Raw genomic sequence first — 16,062 nt, forward strand, 5'->3', positions numbered from 1 at the left:
CCGGGCCCGCGTCATGCGGGTTGGCATGGATGGCGCGGGCCCTGGCTGGCAGAATCCACTGGCATCACAAGAGAAAGCCAAGCGTGAATCCACACACAGGGACCAAGACGGGCACCAGGCCCAGGGATGAGCCGCCCACGCTGGACCGCGCCACCTTCGGCAACCGCCTGCGCGCCGCGCGCAAGCGCTTCGGCTGGACGCTGGCGCAGCTGGCCGAGCGCTCGGGCGTGTCGATCACCACCATCTCGCGCGCCGAGCGCGGCCAGCTCGCGCTGGGCTACGAGAACTTCACCGCGCTGGGCCGCGCGCTGGAGATGGACATGAACGCCATGTTCGCGGGCGCCGGCGTCAAGCCCGCGCAGCTCGACGGGCCGGTGGTCACGCGCGCGGGCAAGGGCGTGGTCTACAAGGGGCTTTCCATCGCCTACGAATTCCTCGGCACCACCGCGGCGGGCAAGCAGATGAGTCCCATCGTCGGCACGGTGCACGCGCGGCAGATCCATGGGCCGGAAGATTTCGTGCGGCACGGTGGAGAGGAGTTCGCCTATGTGCTGTCGGGCGAGATCGAGGTGCACTTCGACAACGGCGACGTGGTGCGAATGGCCAAGGGCGATTCGCTCTACTTCGACAGCCGCCTGGGCCACGCCTACATCAGCGTGAGCCGGCAGCTCGCGCGCATCGTCGGCATGACCATCGGCGAGAGCGGGCACATGAAGTCGGCGCGGGAAGCGCCTGCGCTGAAGCCGGTGCGCAAGCCTGCGACGGTGAAGAAGACCGGTCGCGGCGTAAAGGGTTGAAAAGGGCTGAAAAGGACTGGATGAAAGGCGACCCGCGATGAGCCTGGCGAGCGACGCTGCCTTCTGGAACCGTATCTCGCGCAGGTACGCGAAAGGCACGATCGCCGATCAGGCCGGGTACGAGCGCACGCTGGAGCGGACCCGGTCCCTGATGAGCCCGGACGCGAGGGTGCTGGAACTGGGCTGTGGAACGGGAACGACGGCGCTGCGGCTTGCGGGCCACGTGCGCGAGTACCTCGCGACGGACATCGCCAGCGGGATGATCGCGATCGCCGACGAGAAGCTTGCCGCGGCTGCCATTCCGTCCCTCGCATTCCGCGTCGCGACCGCGGAGCAGCTCATGCCGGATGCCGCGCATTTCGACGTCGTCCTCGGGTTCAACTACCTGCACTTGGTCCGCGATCTGCCGGGCACGCTGCGCTGCATTCACGCGCTGCTCGGGCCCGAAGGACTGTTCATTTCCAAGACGCCTTGCGTGGGCGACATGAATCCGCTCATCGGGCGTGCCTTGCTGCCGGCGATGCGCGCGATCCGCATTGCGCCGCATGCAGCTGTCTTCTGCGCGACAGGCCTGGGCCGGTCGATGCATGAGGCGGGCTTCGACATCCAGGCCACGGAGCGCCATGCCTCCAGGGGAAAAGACAAGGACAGGCGCCCCTTCATCGTGGCTCGCAGGCGCTGAGCCTGTTTGGGTTTTCCGGAGTGCGTCGTTGCGCGTTGCGCCGCTATGCTGGCGCTCGCGACTCACTACATGAAAAGAGAATCCTCATGACCATGCGCTCCCCGTCCTTCCTTCCCCTGCGTTCCATTGCACTGGCCTGCGGCCTCGTGCTCGGCGCCGCCGCGGTGCAGGCCGCTCCCGATGCAAAGCTGCTCGCCGCCGCCGAGAAGGCGCAGCCCGCGGTGATCGACAACCTCAAGGAGATGGTGCTGATCGAATCGGGCAGCCTCAACGTCGACGGCCTGCTCAAGATGGCCGACGTGGTGGAAGGGCGCCTGAAGGCCGCCGGCTTCAAGACCGAGCGCCGCAAGGCCACGGGCGGCGCGGGTGCCGACATCGTGATCGGCACGCTCAAGGGCACGGGCAAGCGCAAGATCATGCTGCAGGGCCACATGGACACGGTGTACGCGCCGGGCATTCTCAACAGCCAGCCCTACAAGGTCGACGGCAACCGCATCTACGGCCCCGGCATCGCCGACGACAAGGGCGGCCTCGCGGTGATGCTGGCCTCGCTGAAGATCCTGGCGGACGCCGGCTGGCGCGACTACGACACGCTCACCGTGCTGATGAACCCCGACGAGGAAGTGGGCTCGGTCGGCTCCGGCGAACTGATCGCCACCATGGCCGACCAGCACGACACGGTGCTGTCGTTCGAGCCGACGGTGGCGAAGTCGGTGGTCAAGGGCGAGTCGCTGCTGCTGGGTGCGGCCGGCATCGCCACCGCCACGCTCGAGGTGAAGGGCCGTGCGTCGCATGCGGGCGCCGCGCCCGAGCTGGGCCGCAATGCGCTGTACGAGCTGTCGTACCAGATGCTGCAGACCAAGGATCTCGCCAAGGACATTCCCGGCGCGACGCTGAACTGGACCGTGGCGCGCGCCACCGGCCCGCTCAACCAGATCACCGAGAAGGCGCAGGCGCAAGGCGACATCCGCATCACGCAGCCCGGCGCCGAGAAGAAGCTCGCCGAGGCGCTGCAGGCGAAGATCGCCTCCGGCAAGCTGATTCCGGATACCGAGACCACGGTGAAGGTGGAAGTGGGCCGCCCGGCTTTCATCGCGGGCGACAAGGGCCGCGCGCTGGCCGAGAAGGCGCAGGCCATCTACAAGGAAATCGATCGCGACCTCGTGCTGACGCCCATGACCGGCGGCGGCACCGACGCGGGCTACGCGGGCCGCTCGGGCAAGGCCACGGTGGTCGAGAGTTTCGGCCTCGCGGGCTTCGGCTATCACGCGCGCGACGAATACATCGAGGCCGACTCGATCGTGCCGCGCTTGTATCTCGTCACGCGGCTGCTGACGGAGATCGGCAAGAACTGAGGCCGGTGACGAGAAGCGCCGCCGGCATGCGGCGGCGCGGGTGCGTCATCACTATTGCTGTTGCTGCCTCGGGTCGCCGGGGCGGTGTTGCTGTTGTTGCTGCCGTGCCGCGGCCGCGGCGGCCATGCGCTGCTGTTGCTGCTGGGCCTGCTGCTGCTGGTGCTGCGCTTGTTGTTGCGCCTGCTGCTGCGCGCGGGCCTGTTGCTGCTGCATCTGCTGCTGACGCTGTTGCTGCATGGCCTGCATCTGCTGCTGTTGCTGCATGCGCGCGGCCTGCTGCTGAGCCTGTTGCTGTGCCTGCTGTTGGCGGCGCATCTGCTCCTGCTGGGCCATCTGCTGTTGCTGCTGGCGGGCCTGGTTCTGCGCCTGTTGCTGCTGCATGGCCTGCTGGCGCTGGACCTGCTCCTGTTGCCGCTGGGCTTGCTGCTGCGCGCGCGCCTGCTGGTCGGCCTGTTGCTGGCGGCGCATCTGGTCCTGCTGCGTCTGCTGGCGGCGTGACTGCTCGAGTTGGGCCTGCTGCTGGCGTTGCTGCTCCTGCGCGGCCTGCTGTTGCTGGCGCTGCTGCGCGAGCTGCGCTTGCTGGCCTTGCTGTTGCTGAGGCTGCATCAGGCCCCGCGCCTGGCGTGCCTGCTGATCGCGCGCCTGTTGCTGGGCCTGCTGTTGCGCCTGTTGCTGACGGCGCATCTGCTCCTGCTGTGCTGCCGCCTGTTGCTGCTGCTGGCGGGACTGGTTCTGCGCCTGCTGTTGCTGCATGGCCTGCTGGCGCTGGATCTGCTGCTGTTGCCGCTGCTGGGCTTGCTGTTGTGCATGCGCCTGTTGCTGCTGCTGTTGCTGCGCGAGCGCGGCCTGCTGCTGGAGGCGCTGTTGTTGCTGTTGCTGCTGCGCCTGCTGTTGTTGGGCCTGCTGCTGGGCGAAGAGGGCCCGCTGCTGCTGTTGCTGCACCTGCTGCGCGGCGCCCGGGCCCGCGGCGAAGTTGGGCGGCACTCCCGGCGGCAGCACGCCGCGCGGTCCGCCGTTGTTGTTATAGACATTGACGTTGCGCACGTTGTTGACCACCGTGGTCGAGCGCGAGACGTACGTGCTGTTGTTGTAGACCACGGCGGGGCGGGCAAAGGCCGGCTGCACCGCGGGGCCGCGGTCGCGCCAGCGCGGCGCGCCCCAGTTCATGTTCCACGAATGCCAGCCCCAGTCGTGGCGCTCCAGCGCGGCGCCCACGATCACGCCCGCGCCGAATGCGAGCGCGCCGGCGGCCAGCACCTGGCCGCCGCTGTAGCCCGGCGACACCACCTGGACCGGCGGTGCATAGGCATAGCCCGGATACACCGGCTGCGGCGCGCCGTAGATCACCTGCGGGTCGTAGGCAGGCACATACACCACGTCGGGCTGCACGGGCTCGATGGTGATGAACTCCTGCGGCGGCTCGATCACCGCCGGGCCCGCGTACACGGGCTGCACGTCGGGCGCGGGTGCGTAGTTCGGCGGCGGCGCGGCGCTGGCCACGCGCATCTTGTCGTTGTTCTTGAGGCGGCCTGCCTTCGCCGCGCGCTGGCGCATGACCTGGATCGCGTTCATCACGTCGGCCGGGTCGTTGTAGTAGGCCTGCCCGAGCGCCTGGGTCCACGGGATGTTGCCGGCCATCTGGTCAAGGACGGGACGGAAGGCGGTGAGCGACTTCACACTCGGGTCCCACGATTGCTGGTTGGCCGCGTCGGCCAGCGGACCGGCCTTGAGATTGCGGTTCTGCGCGAGCCATTCGTGCGCCGCGGTGATCTGGTCGGGATAGGTGGCACCGGCCAGGACCTGCGCCACCAGCTTGTCGGGGTACAGCGCGATGGGCGCGACCATCTGGTAGAGCTGCTCGGCCGATGGGGGCGTGTAGGCGGCCTGCACGGGAGCGGCGGCGGGCGGCTGCGTCTGGGGCACGGAGGGCGCCGGGATGCCGCTCGCAGGTTCCTGCGTCGAGGCAACGGCCGCGGGGGTGTTCGTGGGGGACTTGTCGCAGCCTGCGAGGACGAGGGCGCCGATGCACAGCGAGATCGTCAACAGCCGCGGGGCGGTGGAGAGATTTTTTGTCATCTGGAGTTCCATGAGGACGCCGGCGTCGTGCCCGGAACTTCTTCAACGATGCGCGGCGGCAGGCGATGACAGAGCCTGCGCCGCGGATGCAACGGTCTGTGTCGGTTCCGTGCCGTCAAGCCTGTCGGCGCAGAACCACACGGCCCGGAGGCCGCGGCCTCCTTACTTGGAGCCGCCGGTGTACTTGGTGACGGTGGCGGCGCTCACGTGGTAGCCGCTCACGCCCATCATCGAGTCGTTGCGCAGGGTCTGCAGCTTGCCGGTGACCCACACGGTGTCCATGGCGCGGAACTTGGCGCCCTTCTGCGGCACCACGTGCAGGATCTGGTTGGCAGGCGGCGGCGGCGTGTGGATGCAGGCGCCGAAGTAGGGCACCAGCAGGAACTCGGTGACCTCGCCCTTGGCTTCTTCGAGCGGCACGATGAAGCCGGGGATCTTGATCTCGGTGCCGTTCATCGCCGGATTGGTCGGCGCGTTGTTCGACACCTCCTGCATCTTCATGAGCAGTTCGTTGGCGCGCGGGTCGCCGTCGTCGAGCGCGCTCAGGTCCATGCCCTTGAACTCCTTGGCTGGGTCCCAGTCCTTGGGCACCAGCTCTTCCCAGGTGATCTGGCGCGGCTGGCCCGGCGTGGCCTTGGCCGCGGCCGCTGGCGCGGCCTTGCCGCCCAGCGGGTTGGTGGCGGTCGTGTCCTTGGGCGCGGGCTCGGCGGCCCAGGCCGCGGCGGCGAGGCCGGCGCCTGCGATCAGCATCGAAAGCCAGGTGAAAGCTTTGCTCGTGGACAACGTCGACAACGTCTTTTCTTGTGCGAAGGGCATGGTTCAAATCCTCGGCGAGAGGCCGTCTGCAAGGGAGAGGCGATAGGCGCGGATGCCGGGCAAGAGGCTCGCCAGCCATCCGGCGACCAGCAGGCTTGCCATCAGCAGCCATTCGTTCAGTGTAGGTTCGGAAAGGCTCAGTGTCAGCCCGAACTGCGACTGCAGCCATGGCGAGAGCAGGGCGATGCCCAGCACCGCCATCACCAGGCCCAGCGCCACGCCCAGCACGGTGACCATCGCGCCTTCGAGCGCGAGCAGCGCCAGCACGTGGCGCAGGCCCGCACCCACGGCGCGCAGCACCGCGAGTTCGCGGCGGCGTTCGTTGAGGCCGGCCATCACCACCGACACGAGCCCTGCAAGGCTCACCAGCGCGACCAGCGCCGACATCAGCAGCAGCGCGTTCTCGCCGATGCCGATCACGCTCCACAGTTCGTCGAGCGCCACGCCGGGCAGGATGGCCATCAGCGGCTCGCCGGTGTAGGTCGAAATCCAGCGCTGCACGCCGAACACGGCCGCGCGGTTCTTCAGGCCCACCAGCACGGCCGTCACGTTCTTCGGCGTGAGGTCGAACTTGCGCACCTGCTCCGGCGAGATGTGCACGCCCGGCATCGGCGCGCCGCCCACCCATTCGAGATGGATGGCTTCCATCGCCGCGAGGCCGATGTGCACCGTGCGGTCCACCGGCGTGCCGGTGCGCGCGAGCACGCCGACCACGGTGAAGGGCTTGTCCGCGTGCTCCGCCACGTTGAGCTCGCCGCTGCCGTGCGCGAGCGTGATCTTCTGGCCCACGTGATAGCCGAGCTTGTCGGCCACCTCGGCGCCGACCACCGCGTCGAACAGCTCGCTGAAGGGCTTGCCTTCGCGCAGCTTCAGCGTCTGCCTGTCGCCGTAGCGGAAGTGCGCGAAGTAGTCGGTGGAGGTGGCCAGCACCGCGAAGCCGCGATGCGAATCGCCCAGCGACAGCGGCACGACCCAGTCGACGCCCGGATGCGCGGACAGCGCCTGCACGCTCTTCCACGAGATGTTGTTGGTGGCCGCGCCGATGCGGAACACCGAGTACAGCAGCAGCTGCGTGGAGCCTGTGCGCGCGCCGACGATCAGGTCGGTGCCCGAAACTGAAGACGCGAAGTTCTCGCGCAGCTCGGTGCGGATGCGTTCCACGCCAAGCAGCAGGAATGTGGAGAGCGCGATGGAGAACACCGTCAGCGCGAGCGTGAAGCGCCGGTTCCAGGCGCTGCGCCATGCAATGGAAAAGAGTGCCTTCATGCATCCACCGCCATCGCGCTGGTGGCCGCGCGGTTGATCTCGGGCAGCAGCACATGCCGCGCGAAGCGCTGCGCGATGCGCTGGTCGTGGCTCACGAACACGAGCGCGCTGTGGTGCTCAGCGCAGGCAGTGAGCAGCACATCGAGGAAGGCCTCGCGCCGGTCTTCGTCGAGCGCGGATGTGGGCTCGTCGGCGATCACCACCTCGGGCTGGCCGATGAGCGCACGCGCCGCGGCCACGCGCTGCTGCTGGCCGACCGAGAGCTGCAGCGCCTGGCGGCCCCACAGGTTGCAGTCCAGGCCCATCTGGTCGAGCAGGTGCTCGGCCTCGCCGCGCGAACTGCCGTTGCGCGATGCATTGGCCTCGCGCCGCTGCGAGAAGCGGCAGGGCAGCAGCACGTTGTCGATCACGCTTAGGTAAGGCAGAAGATTGAACTGCTGGAAGATGTAGCCCACGTGCGCCACGCGGCTGCGGTCGCGCTGCGTGCCCGAGAGCTTCGACCAGTCATGGCCCAGCAGCGTGACGCGGCCTTCGTCGGCCACCAGCACGCCGGCCAGGAGCGACAGCAGCGTGCTCTTGCCGCAGCCGCTCGGGCCGTGCAGGAACACCGATTCGCCGGCTGTGATGCGAAAGGCCTCTATGTCGATGCATGGTGCCTTGGCGGCCGGCCAGCTGAAGCGCAATGCTTCGGCTGCGAGCACGACGCGCAGGGCCGAGGCTTCGGCCTGTGGATGGTCGCTCACAGTGTCACTTGCCCCAGCTCAGGCGTGCAGGCTGGGCCGCCTGCGCACCGGCGGGGCGCTTCAGCTGGCGCTTGAACTGGCCCTGCGCGGTGGCGATCTGCGAGTCGATCTGGCGCAGGCCCTTGAACGCACCGAACAGGTTCAGATCGATGAACTTCGCGGCGGCCGCGTTCGTGCAGTTGAAGGAGAAGGTGGCGTCGAGGTCGGCATGGCCGACAGGCTCGTTGGGGTCGGGGTTGCCCAGGCCCAGTGCGCCGGAGCGCAGGTCGACCGGGCCCAGCTTGCAGTTGGCGGCCGGGTCGACGATGAAGAGCTTGTCCGCCGCGCGCAGCTGGGCGACGGCGTCTTCCACGATCTTCTTCTCGGCGTCGGTCTTGGGGGCGCGCTCGAAGCCGACGATGTTGTCGAGCGGGGATTCCATGTCGATCACCACCGTGGGGCCGTCGACGGCCACGTCGAGCTTGAGCTGGCCGTGCACGTGTGCGTGCTGCTGCTGGGCCTGTGCGGTGAGGAACGGGGCGGCCGCGAACATCGCGGCGGCTGCGATTGCGAGACCGGTGGTACGTCGGAGTCGGATGTGCTTCATGGTTCAGCGCCTTGCCGGGTCGGCAGCCCCGGCGTATTGCTCCATTCGCTCCAGCTGCCGGCATAGAGCGCGGTCGTCCCGAATCCCGCGATCTGCATGGCAAGCAGATTCGGCACGGCGCTCACGCCGCTGCCGCACTGGTGGACGACGGTCGCCGCGTCGCGTTCCGCGAGCAGCGCTTCGAACTCGGCACGCAATTGCGATGCCGGCTTGAACTTGCCGTCGGGGCCGAGGTTCTCGGCGAAAGGCCGGTTCAGGGCCCCGGGGATGTGACCGGCGATCGGGTCCAGAGGTTCCACCTCGCCGCGGTAACGTGCACCGGCGCGTGCGTCGATCAGGTTCTGGTCAGGCTGGCCCAGCCGGCGCAGCACCGTGTCGGTGGTCACGAGCTTCGCGATGGGATCGCTCGCGACAAAGTTCGATTGGAAGCGCGCGGGCTCCTCGCGGCTCGTGACTTCGCCGCCCGCGGCCTGCCAGGCCTGCAGCCCGCCGTCGAGCACGGCCACGGCGTCGTGGCCCATCCACTTGAGCATCCACCACAGGCGGCCGCAGTAGTTGGCGCCGTTGCGGTCGTAGACCACGGCCTGCATGTCGTTGGCGAAGCCGACGCTGGAGAGCCACGCAGCGAACTTCTCGCGGCTGGGCAGCGGATGGCGTCCGCCCGATGCGGGCAGGCCGTCTTCCTTCGCCACCACCACCTCGCCGTGGGCTCCGGGAGCGCCGTGCTTCGCGCTGAGATCGGTGTCGAGGTTGGCGTAGAGCGCGCCCGGAATGTGCGCGGCCTCGTACTGTTGCGCACCGGCTTCGGGCTTCATGAGGTCGAAGCTGCAATCGAACACCATGAAGGGCTGCTTGCCGGCCTGCAGCTGCTGGAGCTGTTCGACGGAGATGAGGGTGGTGTACATGGCGCTTGCTCCTTCGAAATCTGGAAATGCGGTTGCGTGCTTCAGTGTTCCTCGGCCGGCGCCTTGGGCACCGCCCGTTGTCGCAACACGGTTGCAGCAATGCCGCTTGCGATGATAAGGGCCATGCCGGCCCAGCCGGCCGCGTCGATGCGGTCGTCGAACAGCACCACGCCGTAGAACGCCGCGAAGACGATGCCCGAATACTGCAGGTTGGCGACCACCAGCGTGCCGGCCTGCGTCTTGGCGGTGGCGTAGGCGCGCGTCATGCACAGCTGGCCGAGCGCCGCGAGCAGGCCGATGGGCAGCAGCCACAGCGCATGCTGCCACGTCCAGGCGTTGCCGCCCGAGAACCCGGTGAACGCGGTGGCGATGGCGCCGGCCACGGCCGAGCCGACCGCGAAGTAGAAGACGGTACGCAGTTCAGGCTCGCCGATGCGCGACAGCGCCACCACCTGCATGTAGGCGAAGGCGGCCGTCAGGCCCGACAGCAGGCCCAGCAGCCCCGCGAAGCCTTCGTTGCCGTTCACGCTGGGCTTGAGCATGAGCACCACGCCCACGAAGCCCGCGAGCACCGTCATCGCCAGCGCACCCTGCAGCGGCGGGCGCTCCACGCGGCCGTCGCGCCCGGGCACCGGCACCCAGGCCAGCAGCGCGCCGCCGACCAGGAAGGCCGCGACCCACACGCTGCTCATGTAGTTGAGCGTGACGGCCGTGGCCAGCGGCATGTGGGCGATGGCATAGAACCACGCGCCCAGCGACACCACGCCGATGGTGCTGCGCCAGGCGTGCATGCCCGGGTACTTCGTGGCCAGCGGCACGCCGCGGTTGCGCGCCAGCAGCCAGAGAAAGACGATGCCGATCAGGCCGCGCCCGAGCACCATTTCGCCGCTGTTGAACCACGCCGAGGCGATTTTCACGACCACGCTCATCGTGGCGAACAGGAAGGCCCCCAGCACCATCCACAGCGCTTGCATCGTTTCGAATCCGGATCAAGAAAAAAGAAAGCCCCGGCGAATGCGGGGCGGGATGAGGCTCGGGTTCAGGCGGGTTGCTGCATGGCAGCTCTGTACCACTCGTGGAACTGCTGCATGCCGTCTTCCATCGGGCTCTGGTAGGGGCCGGTCTCGTTGTCGCCGCGCAGCATCAGCGCGCGGCGGCCGGCATCCATGCGCTCGGCGATCTCGTCGTCTTCCACGCAGGTTTCCATGTAGGCGGCCTGCTGGGCCTCGACGAACTCGCGCTCGAAGGCGACGATTTCCTCGGGGTAGAAGAACTCGACCATGTTGAGCGTCTTCGTCGGGCTCACGGGGTGCAGGGTCGACACCGTGAGCACGTGCGGATACCACTCGACCATCACGTGCGGGTAGTAGGTCAGCCAGATGGCGCCGTACTTCGGCGGCTTGCCCTCGCGGTACTTGAGCAGCTGCTCCTGCCACTTCTGGTAGACCGGGCTGCCCGCGCGGCCCAGGCGGTTGGCCACGCCCACCGTCTGCACCGAATAGCGCGGCTTGAACTCCCAGCGCAGGTCGTCGCAGGTGACGAAGCTGCCCAGGCCCGGGTGGAACGGGCCGACGTGGTAGTCCTCGAGGTAGACCTCGATGAAGGTCTTCCAGTTGTAGTTGCACTCGTGCAGCTCGACGCGGTCGAGCGCGTAGCCGCTGAAGTCCAGGTCGGCCTGCGGGCCGAGGCCGGCCATGTCGGCCGCCACGTCGGGGCCCGAGCCGTCGGGGTTCTTCTCGAACAGCAGGCCGTTCCACTCCGTGAGCGGGTAGTTGTGCAGGTTCAGGCAGGGGTCCTGCTCGAAGTGCGGGGCGCCGATCAGCGTGCCGGTGGTCCGCGGGTCGGCCGCGGCGTAGGTCCAGCGGTGCAGCGGGCAGACGATGTTGCCGCCGGACTGGCTCTCGAGCTGGCCCCGGCCCTTCAGTATCAGGGCCTGGCGGTGGCGGCAGACGTTGGAAATCAGCTCCACGCCCTTGGGCGTGTGGACGAGCGCACGGCCCTGGTGCTCCTGGGGCAGGGTGTGGAAGTCGCCCATTTCGGGCACGGCCAGGCGATGGCCGACATAGCGGGGCCCTCGCGAGAAAAGGTTCTGCATTTCGCGGGCGAAGAGCGCCTCGTCGAAATACGCGGAAACTGGAAGTTGGCTCGCGGCCTGCTGCAGTTGAAGACTTAAATCAGACATGGAGGACCTGACCAAGCTCCCCACAGGGAGGAAAGGAAGAAAAAAGAACGGAAGGCGCCGCCGGATGAGTTGGCTGGGCGGCCCGAAGCAGTGTTGAACGTCGTCAACGAGAGAAGTTCGCATTGTACCCGGGGCCATTTTTTCGTCCCCCGGGGCTTTCCATGCCATTTCGCGATGTGCGATGGGCGCTCCGCCAGCGGCAAAGGTTTGAAACAAGCGTGGACGTCCGGGCCGTCCCCGGGGAGGGCAGGCCGGAACCGCGCGCCATTTGTCCCGGTCCCGGTCCTAAAATGCCTCGTTTCACCCACGTTTCGCTTGCATGCCCAAGGTGCCTCCCCCTTCCTCGTCCAGCCCGGCGGCAACGCCCGACACGGGTCCGCTGCCTGCCAGTTACGAAGCCGGGCTCCAGGAGCTGGAGCAATTGGTCGCGGAACTCGAATCGGGTCAGCTGCCCCTGGACCAGCTGCTAGTCAGTTACCAGCGCGGCGCGGCGCTGCTCGCCTTCTGCCGCGACAAGCTGCAGGCGGTCGAAGACCAGATCAAGGTGCTCGATTCGGGCAGCCTCAAGGTCTGGACGCCTGAATGAGCGCCGCCACGCTGAATTCCGCCCACTGGGATGCCCGCACGCTTGCCGGCTGGAGCGAACCCCATCTGGCGAATGTCGAATCGGCGCTGTCGCGCTGGGTCGGCGTCGATGCCCCGGTGCTCCTGGGCGACGCAATGCGCTATGCCGTGCTCGACGGCGGCAAGCGGTTGCGGCCCCTGCTGGTGCTGGCCGCCAGCGAGGCCGTCGGCGGCAACAAGGCCGCCGCCCTGCGCGCGGCCTGCGCCACCGAGCTGATCCACGCCTATTCGCTGGTGCACGACGACCTGCCGTGCATGGACAACGACGTGCTGCGCCGCGGCAAGCCCACGGTGCACGTGAAGTTCGGCGAGGCCGACGCCCTGCTGGCCGGCGACGCGCTGCAGGCCCTGGCCTTCGAACTGCTGACACCCGAGGGCAACGAGGTTCCCGCCGCCACCCAGGCCCTGCTGTGCCGCCTGCTCGCGCGCGCCGCGGGCAGCCAGGGCATGGCCGGCGGCCAGGCCATCGACCTGGCCAGTGTCGGCATCGCATTGAACGAAACGCAGCTGCGCGAAATGCACCGCCTGAAGACCGGCGCGTTGCTGCAGGGCAGCGTCGAGATGGGCGCAGCCTGCGGCACGGTGAGCGCCGCGGCGCTGGCCGCGCTGCGCGACTACGGCGCGGCCATCGGCCTCGCGTTCCAGGTGGTCGACGACATCCTCGACGTCACGGCCGATTCGCAGACCCTGGGCAAGACCGCCGGCAAGGACGCCGCGGCCGACAAGCCCACCTACGTGTCGCTGCTCGGCCTCGATGGCGCCCGCGCCCAGGCCCGCCAGCTGCTGGCCGACGCGCTCGCAGCGCTGGAGCGCAGCGGCCTGGCCGACACCGCCGCGTTGCGCGCGCTGGCCCACATGGTGGTCGACCGCGACCGCTGAGAGAAAAGAACAAACCTCCCCCATGGCTGCACCGCTGCTTCCCACACTCCACGACCCTTCGCCCATCCGCAAATACGACCGGGCCCAGCTGCGCCAGCTGTCCGACGAGGTGCGCGCCAGCGTGCTCGACAACGTCTCCCGCACCGGCGGCCACCTGAGTTCCAACCTGGGCACCGTCGAGCTGACGGTCGCGCTGCACCACGTGTTCAACACGCCGCACGACCGGCTGGTGTGGGACGTGGGCCACCAGACCTATCCGCACAAGATCCTCACGGGGCGGCGCGAGCGCATGCCCACGCTGCGGCAGATCGGCGGCATCTCGGGCTTTCCGCAGCGCACCGAGAGCGAGTACGACACCTTCGGCACCGCCCATTCGTCGACCAGCATCTCGGCCGCGCTCGGTATGGCCATGGCCGCCAAGCAGAAGGGCGAGGACCGCCACACCGTGGCCATCATCGGCGACGGCGCGCTCACGGCCGGCATGGCCTTCGAGGCGCTGAACAACGCGGGCGTGTGCGACTGCAAGCTGCTGGTGATCCTGAACGACAACGACATGTCGATCAGCCCGCCGGTGGGCGCGCTCAACCGCTACCTCGCGCAGCTGATGAGCGGCAACTTCTACGCCGCCGCCAAGAACGTCGGCAAGAGCGTGCTGCGCAACGCGCCGCCGCTGTTCGAGCTGGCCAAGCGGCTGGAGCAGCACGCCAAGGGCATGGTCGTGCCGGCCACGCTGTTCGAGCAGTTCGGCTTCAACTACGTCGGCCCCATCGACGGCCACGACATCGACTCGCTGGTGCCCACGCTCGAGAACCTCAAGCACCTGGAAGGCCCGCAGTTCCTGCACGTGGTCACGAAGAAGGGGCAGGGCTACAAGCTGGCCGAGGCCGATCCGGTGGCCTACCACGGCCCCGGCAAGTTCGACCCGCAGGTGGGTCTGGTCAAGCCGGCTTCGGCGCCCAAGCAGACCTTCACGCAGGTGTTCGGCCAGTGGCTGTGCGACACCGCCGCCGCAGACGGCCGCCTCGTGGGCATCACGCCCGCGATGCGCGAGGGCTCGGGCCTCGTCGAGTTCGAGAAGCGCTTTCCTGACCGCTACTACGACGTCGGCATCGCCGAGCAGCACGCGGTGACCTTCGCCGCCGGCCTGGCCTGCGAGGGACTGAAGCCGGTGGTCGCGATCTACTCGACCTTCCTGCAGCGCGCCTACGACCAGCTCGTGCACGACGTGGCGATCCAGAACCTGCCGGTGGTGTTCGCGCTCGACCGCGCGGGCCTCGTGGGCGCCGACGGCGCGACGCACGCGGGCGCTTACGACATCCCGTTCCTGCGCTGCATCCCGAACATGAGCATCGCCTGCCCGGCCGACGAGCGCGAATGCCGCCAGCTGCTGACCAGCGCCTACGAGCAGAACCACCCGGTGGCGGTGCGCTATCCGCGCGGCTCGGGTGCGGGCGTGGCGCCGCACCTCACGCTCGATGCGCTGCCTTTCGGCAAGGGCGAGGTCCGGCGCGAGGGCAAGGGCATCGCCATCCTCGCGTTCGGCACGCTGCTGTATCCGGCTCTCACGGTGGCCGAGTCGCTCGATGCCACGGTGGTCAACATGCGCTGGGCCAAGCCGCTCGACGTCGAGCTGCTGCTGAAGGTGGCGGGCACGCACGATGCCATCGTCACGCTGGAAGAGGGCGCGATCATGGGCGGCGCTGGCAGCGCGGTGCTCGAGGCGCTGCAGGCTGCCGGCGTGCAGAAGCCGGTGCTGCAACTGGGCCTGCCCGACCAGTTCATCGAACATGGCGATCCGGCGAAGCTGCTGGCCGGCATCGGGCTCGATGCGATCGGCATCGAGGCCTCGATCCGTGAGCGTTTCGTGCGCAACAGCGCAGGGTAAACCCCCGCCGGAGGCCTGTAAGCGCGTTTTTACAATCGAGAAGACTTACCCAAAAGTCCCCAACGCGGTCACAAGCCGCGTTTCGTTTTTTTAAAAGAACCCGGAGTGAATTCAATGGATCGTCGTTCCCTCATCAAAAACGCCGGCATCGCCGGCGTTTTGGCCGCCGGCATTGCGCCCGCCGTGCATGCGCAGACTGCCGTGCGCTGGCGCCTGGCGTCGAGCTTCCCCCGTTCGCTCGACACCATCTTCGGCAGCGCCGAAATGCTGTCGAAGACCGTCAAGGCGCTGTCCAGCGGCAAGTTCGAGATCTCGGTCCATCCCGCCGGCGAACTGATGCCCGCCTTCGGCGTGGTCGACGCCCTGCAGGGCGACACCCTCGAAATGGCGCAGACCGCCGCCTACTACTTCACCGGCAAGGACCCGATCTTCGCGTTCAGCTGCGCAGTGCCCTTCGGCCTGACCGCGCGTCAGACGGACTCGTGGAAGGAATACGGCAATGGCCGCAAGCTGCTCGACGCCTTCTTCGCGCAGTACAACTTCCGCACCGCCAGCGCCGGCAACACCGGCACGCAGATGGGCGGCTGGTATCGCAAGGAAATCAAGACGGTCGCCGACCTGAAGGGCCTGAAGATGCGCATGGGCGGCGGCGTGTTCGGCGAGGCCATGGCCAAGCTGGGCGTGGTGTCGCAGAACATGCCTGCCGGCGACGTGTACCAGGCGCTCGAGAAGGGCACGCTGGACGCAGCCGAATTCGTCGGTCCCTACGACGACGAGAAGCTGGGCTTCAACAAGGTGGCCCCGTACTACTACTACCCCGGCTGGTGGGAAGGCGGCGCCGACCTCGAGTTCTTCATCAACAACAAGGCCTACGCCAAGCTGTCGGACGAGAACAAGGCCATCCTCGACGCGGCCACGAAGGTTGCCGCTCGCGACATGATCGCCAAGTACGACGCCTTCAACCCGGTGGCGCTCAAGCGCCTCGTGGCCGCCAAGACGCAGCTCAAGCCGTTCCCGAAGGAAGTGATGGACGCGGGCTTCAAGGCCTCGATGGAAGTGTTCGCCGAGCACGAAGCCAAGTCGCCCGAGTTCAAGAAGATCCACCAGGACATGCGCGCATTCCAGCGTGACCAGATCCTGTGGAACCGCTTCTCGGAGTACCCGTTCAACCAGTACATGAACACCGTCAAGATCTGATCCTGCCGCGGTTCCCATGAAAAAAGGCCGGCCCGTGCAAACGGGCCGGCCTTTTCCTTTTGTCTGGGC

General features: G+C 67.9%; 15 protein-coding genes. 7 read left to right on the plus strand and 8 right to left on the minus strand.

Going from position 1 to position 16,062, the window contains the following annotated elements; all coding sequences use genetic code 11:
- Positions 1-83: 83 nt before the first annotated feature.
- The 3 genes from SFB74_RS09600 to SFB74_RS09610 all read left to right on the plus strand — a co-directional run bounded on the left by SFB74_RS09600 (position 84) and on the right by SFB74_RS09610 (position 2,834).
- Entirely contained in the window at positions 84-797 is a 714-nt protein-coding gene (locus SFB74_RS09600) for a helix-turn-helix domain-containing protein (protein ID WP_432730563.1), read from the plus strand.
- Positions 798-834: 37 nt separating this feature from the next.
- Positions 835-1,479: a class I SAM-dependent methyltransferase gene (locus SFB74_RS09605; RefSeq protein ID WP_432730565.1), complete on the plus strand. Its 645-nt coding sequence runs from the start codon at positions 835-837 to the stop codon at positions 1,477-1,479.
- Between the two features lie 86 nt (positions 1,480-1,565).
- Positions 1,566-2,834, plus strand: coding sequence for a M20/M25/M40 family metallo-hydrolase (locus SFB74_RS09610; RefSeq protein ID WP_432730566.1), 1,269 nt, complete (start codon positions 1,566-1,568; stop codon positions 2,832-2,834).
- Positions 2,835-2,885: 51 nt separating this feature from the next.
- On the opposite strand, the gene SFB74_RS09615 is transcribed toward SFB74_RS09610, so the two are convergent.
- The 8 genes from SFB74_RS09615 to SFB74_RS09650 all read right to left on the minus strand — a co-directional run bounded on the left by SFB74_RS09615 (position 2,886) and on the right by SFB74_RS09650 (position 11,408).
- Positions 2,886-4,910 (minus strand): DUF3300 domain-containing protein, encoded by a 2,025-nt coding sequence (locus tag SFB74_RS09615; RefSeq protein WP_432730567.1) that lies wholly within the window; start codon positions 4,908-4,910, stop codon positions 2,886-2,888.
- Positions 4,911-5,072: 162 nt separating this feature from the next.
- Entirely contained in the window at positions 5,073-5,660 is a 588-nt protein-coding gene (locus tag SFB74_RS09620) for a DUF3299 domain-containing protein (RefSeq protein WP_432730568.1), read from the minus strand.
- Between the two features lie 69 nt (positions 5,661-5,729).
- Positions 5,730-6,992: an ABC transporter permease gene (locus SFB74_RS09625; protein WP_432730569.1), complete on the minus strand. Its 1,263-nt coding sequence runs from the start codon at positions 6,990-6,992 to the stop codon at positions 5,730-5,732.
- Positions 6,989-7,735, minus strand: a complete 747-nt coding sequence (locus tag SFB74_RS09630) for an ABC transporter ATP-binding protein (RefSeq protein WP_432730570.1) — start codon at positions 7,733-7,735, stop codon at positions 6,989-6,991. The genes SFB74_RS09625 and SFB74_RS09630 overlap by 4 nt, the downstream gene beginning before the upstream one ends.
- Before the next feature lie 4 nt (positions 7,736-7,739).
- Complete coding sequence (locus SFB74_RS09635; protein WP_432730572.1) at positions 7,740-8,321, minus strand: DUF2796 domain-containing protein; 582 nt, start codon at positions 8,319-8,321, stop codon at positions 7,740-7,742.
- Positions 8,318-9,226, minus strand: coding sequence for a sulfurtransferase (locus tag SFB74_RS09640; RefSeq protein WP_432730573.1), 909 nt, complete (start codon positions 9,224-9,226; stop codon positions 8,318-8,320). The genes SFB74_RS09635 and SFB74_RS09640 overlap by 4 nt, the downstream gene beginning before the upstream one ends.
- A 41-nt stretch (positions 9,227-9,267) precedes the next feature.
- Positions 9,268-10,200, minus strand: a complete 933-nt coding sequence (locus tag SFB74_RS09645; RefSeq protein ID WP_432730575.1) for a DMT family transporter — start codon at positions 10,198-10,200, stop codon at positions 9,268-9,270.
- 65 nt (positions 10,201-10,265) lie between these two features.
- Positions 10,266-11,408 (minus strand): aromatic ring-hydroxylating oxygenase subunit alpha, encoded by a 1,143-nt coding sequence (locus SFB74_RS09650; protein WP_432730576.1) that lies wholly within the window; start codon positions 11,406-11,408, stop codon positions 10,266-10,268.
- A 319-nt stretch (positions 11,409-11,727) separates the two neighbouring features.
- Here SFB74_RS09650 and xseB point away from each other — a divergent pair, with 319 nt between their 5' ends.
- The 4 genes from xseB (at position 11,728) to SFB74_RS09670 (ending at position 15,993) form a co-directional block, all read left to right on the plus strand.
- On the plus strand, positions 11,728-11,994 hold the full coding sequence (gene xseB, locus SFB74_RS09655; protein ID WP_007829283.1) for an exodeoxyribonuclease VII small subunit: 267 nt from the start codon (positions 11,728-11,730) through the stop codon (positions 11,992-11,994).
- Positions 11,991-12,911: a polyprenyl synthetase family protein gene (locus SFB74_RS09660; protein ID WP_432730578.1), complete on the plus strand. Its 921-nt coding sequence runs from the start codon at positions 11,991-11,993 to the stop codon at positions 12,909-12,911. The genes xseB and SFB74_RS09660 overlap by 4 nt, the downstream gene beginning before the upstream one ends.
- Before the next feature lie 22 nt (positions 12,912-12,933).
- A complete protein-coding gene (gene dxs, locus SFB74_RS09665; protein ID WP_432730580.1) occupies positions 12,934-14,796 on the plus strand; it encodes a 1-deoxy-D-xylulose-5-phosphate synthase in 1,863 nt (620 codons plus the stop codon).
- A 114-nt stretch (positions 14,797-14,910) separates the two neighbouring features.
- Complete coding sequence (locus tag SFB74_RS09670) at positions 14,911-15,993, plus strand: TRAP transporter substrate-binding protein (RefSeq protein ID WP_432730583.1); 1,083 nt, start codon at positions 14,911-14,913, stop codon at positions 15,991-15,993.
- Positions 15,994-16,062: the final 69 nt, after the last annotated feature.

This window comes from Variovorax xiamenensis, assembly GCF_050916385.1.
Classification (GTDB): domain Bacteria; phylum Pseudomonadota; class Gammaproteobacteria; order Burkholderiales; family Burkholderiaceae_C; genus Variovorax.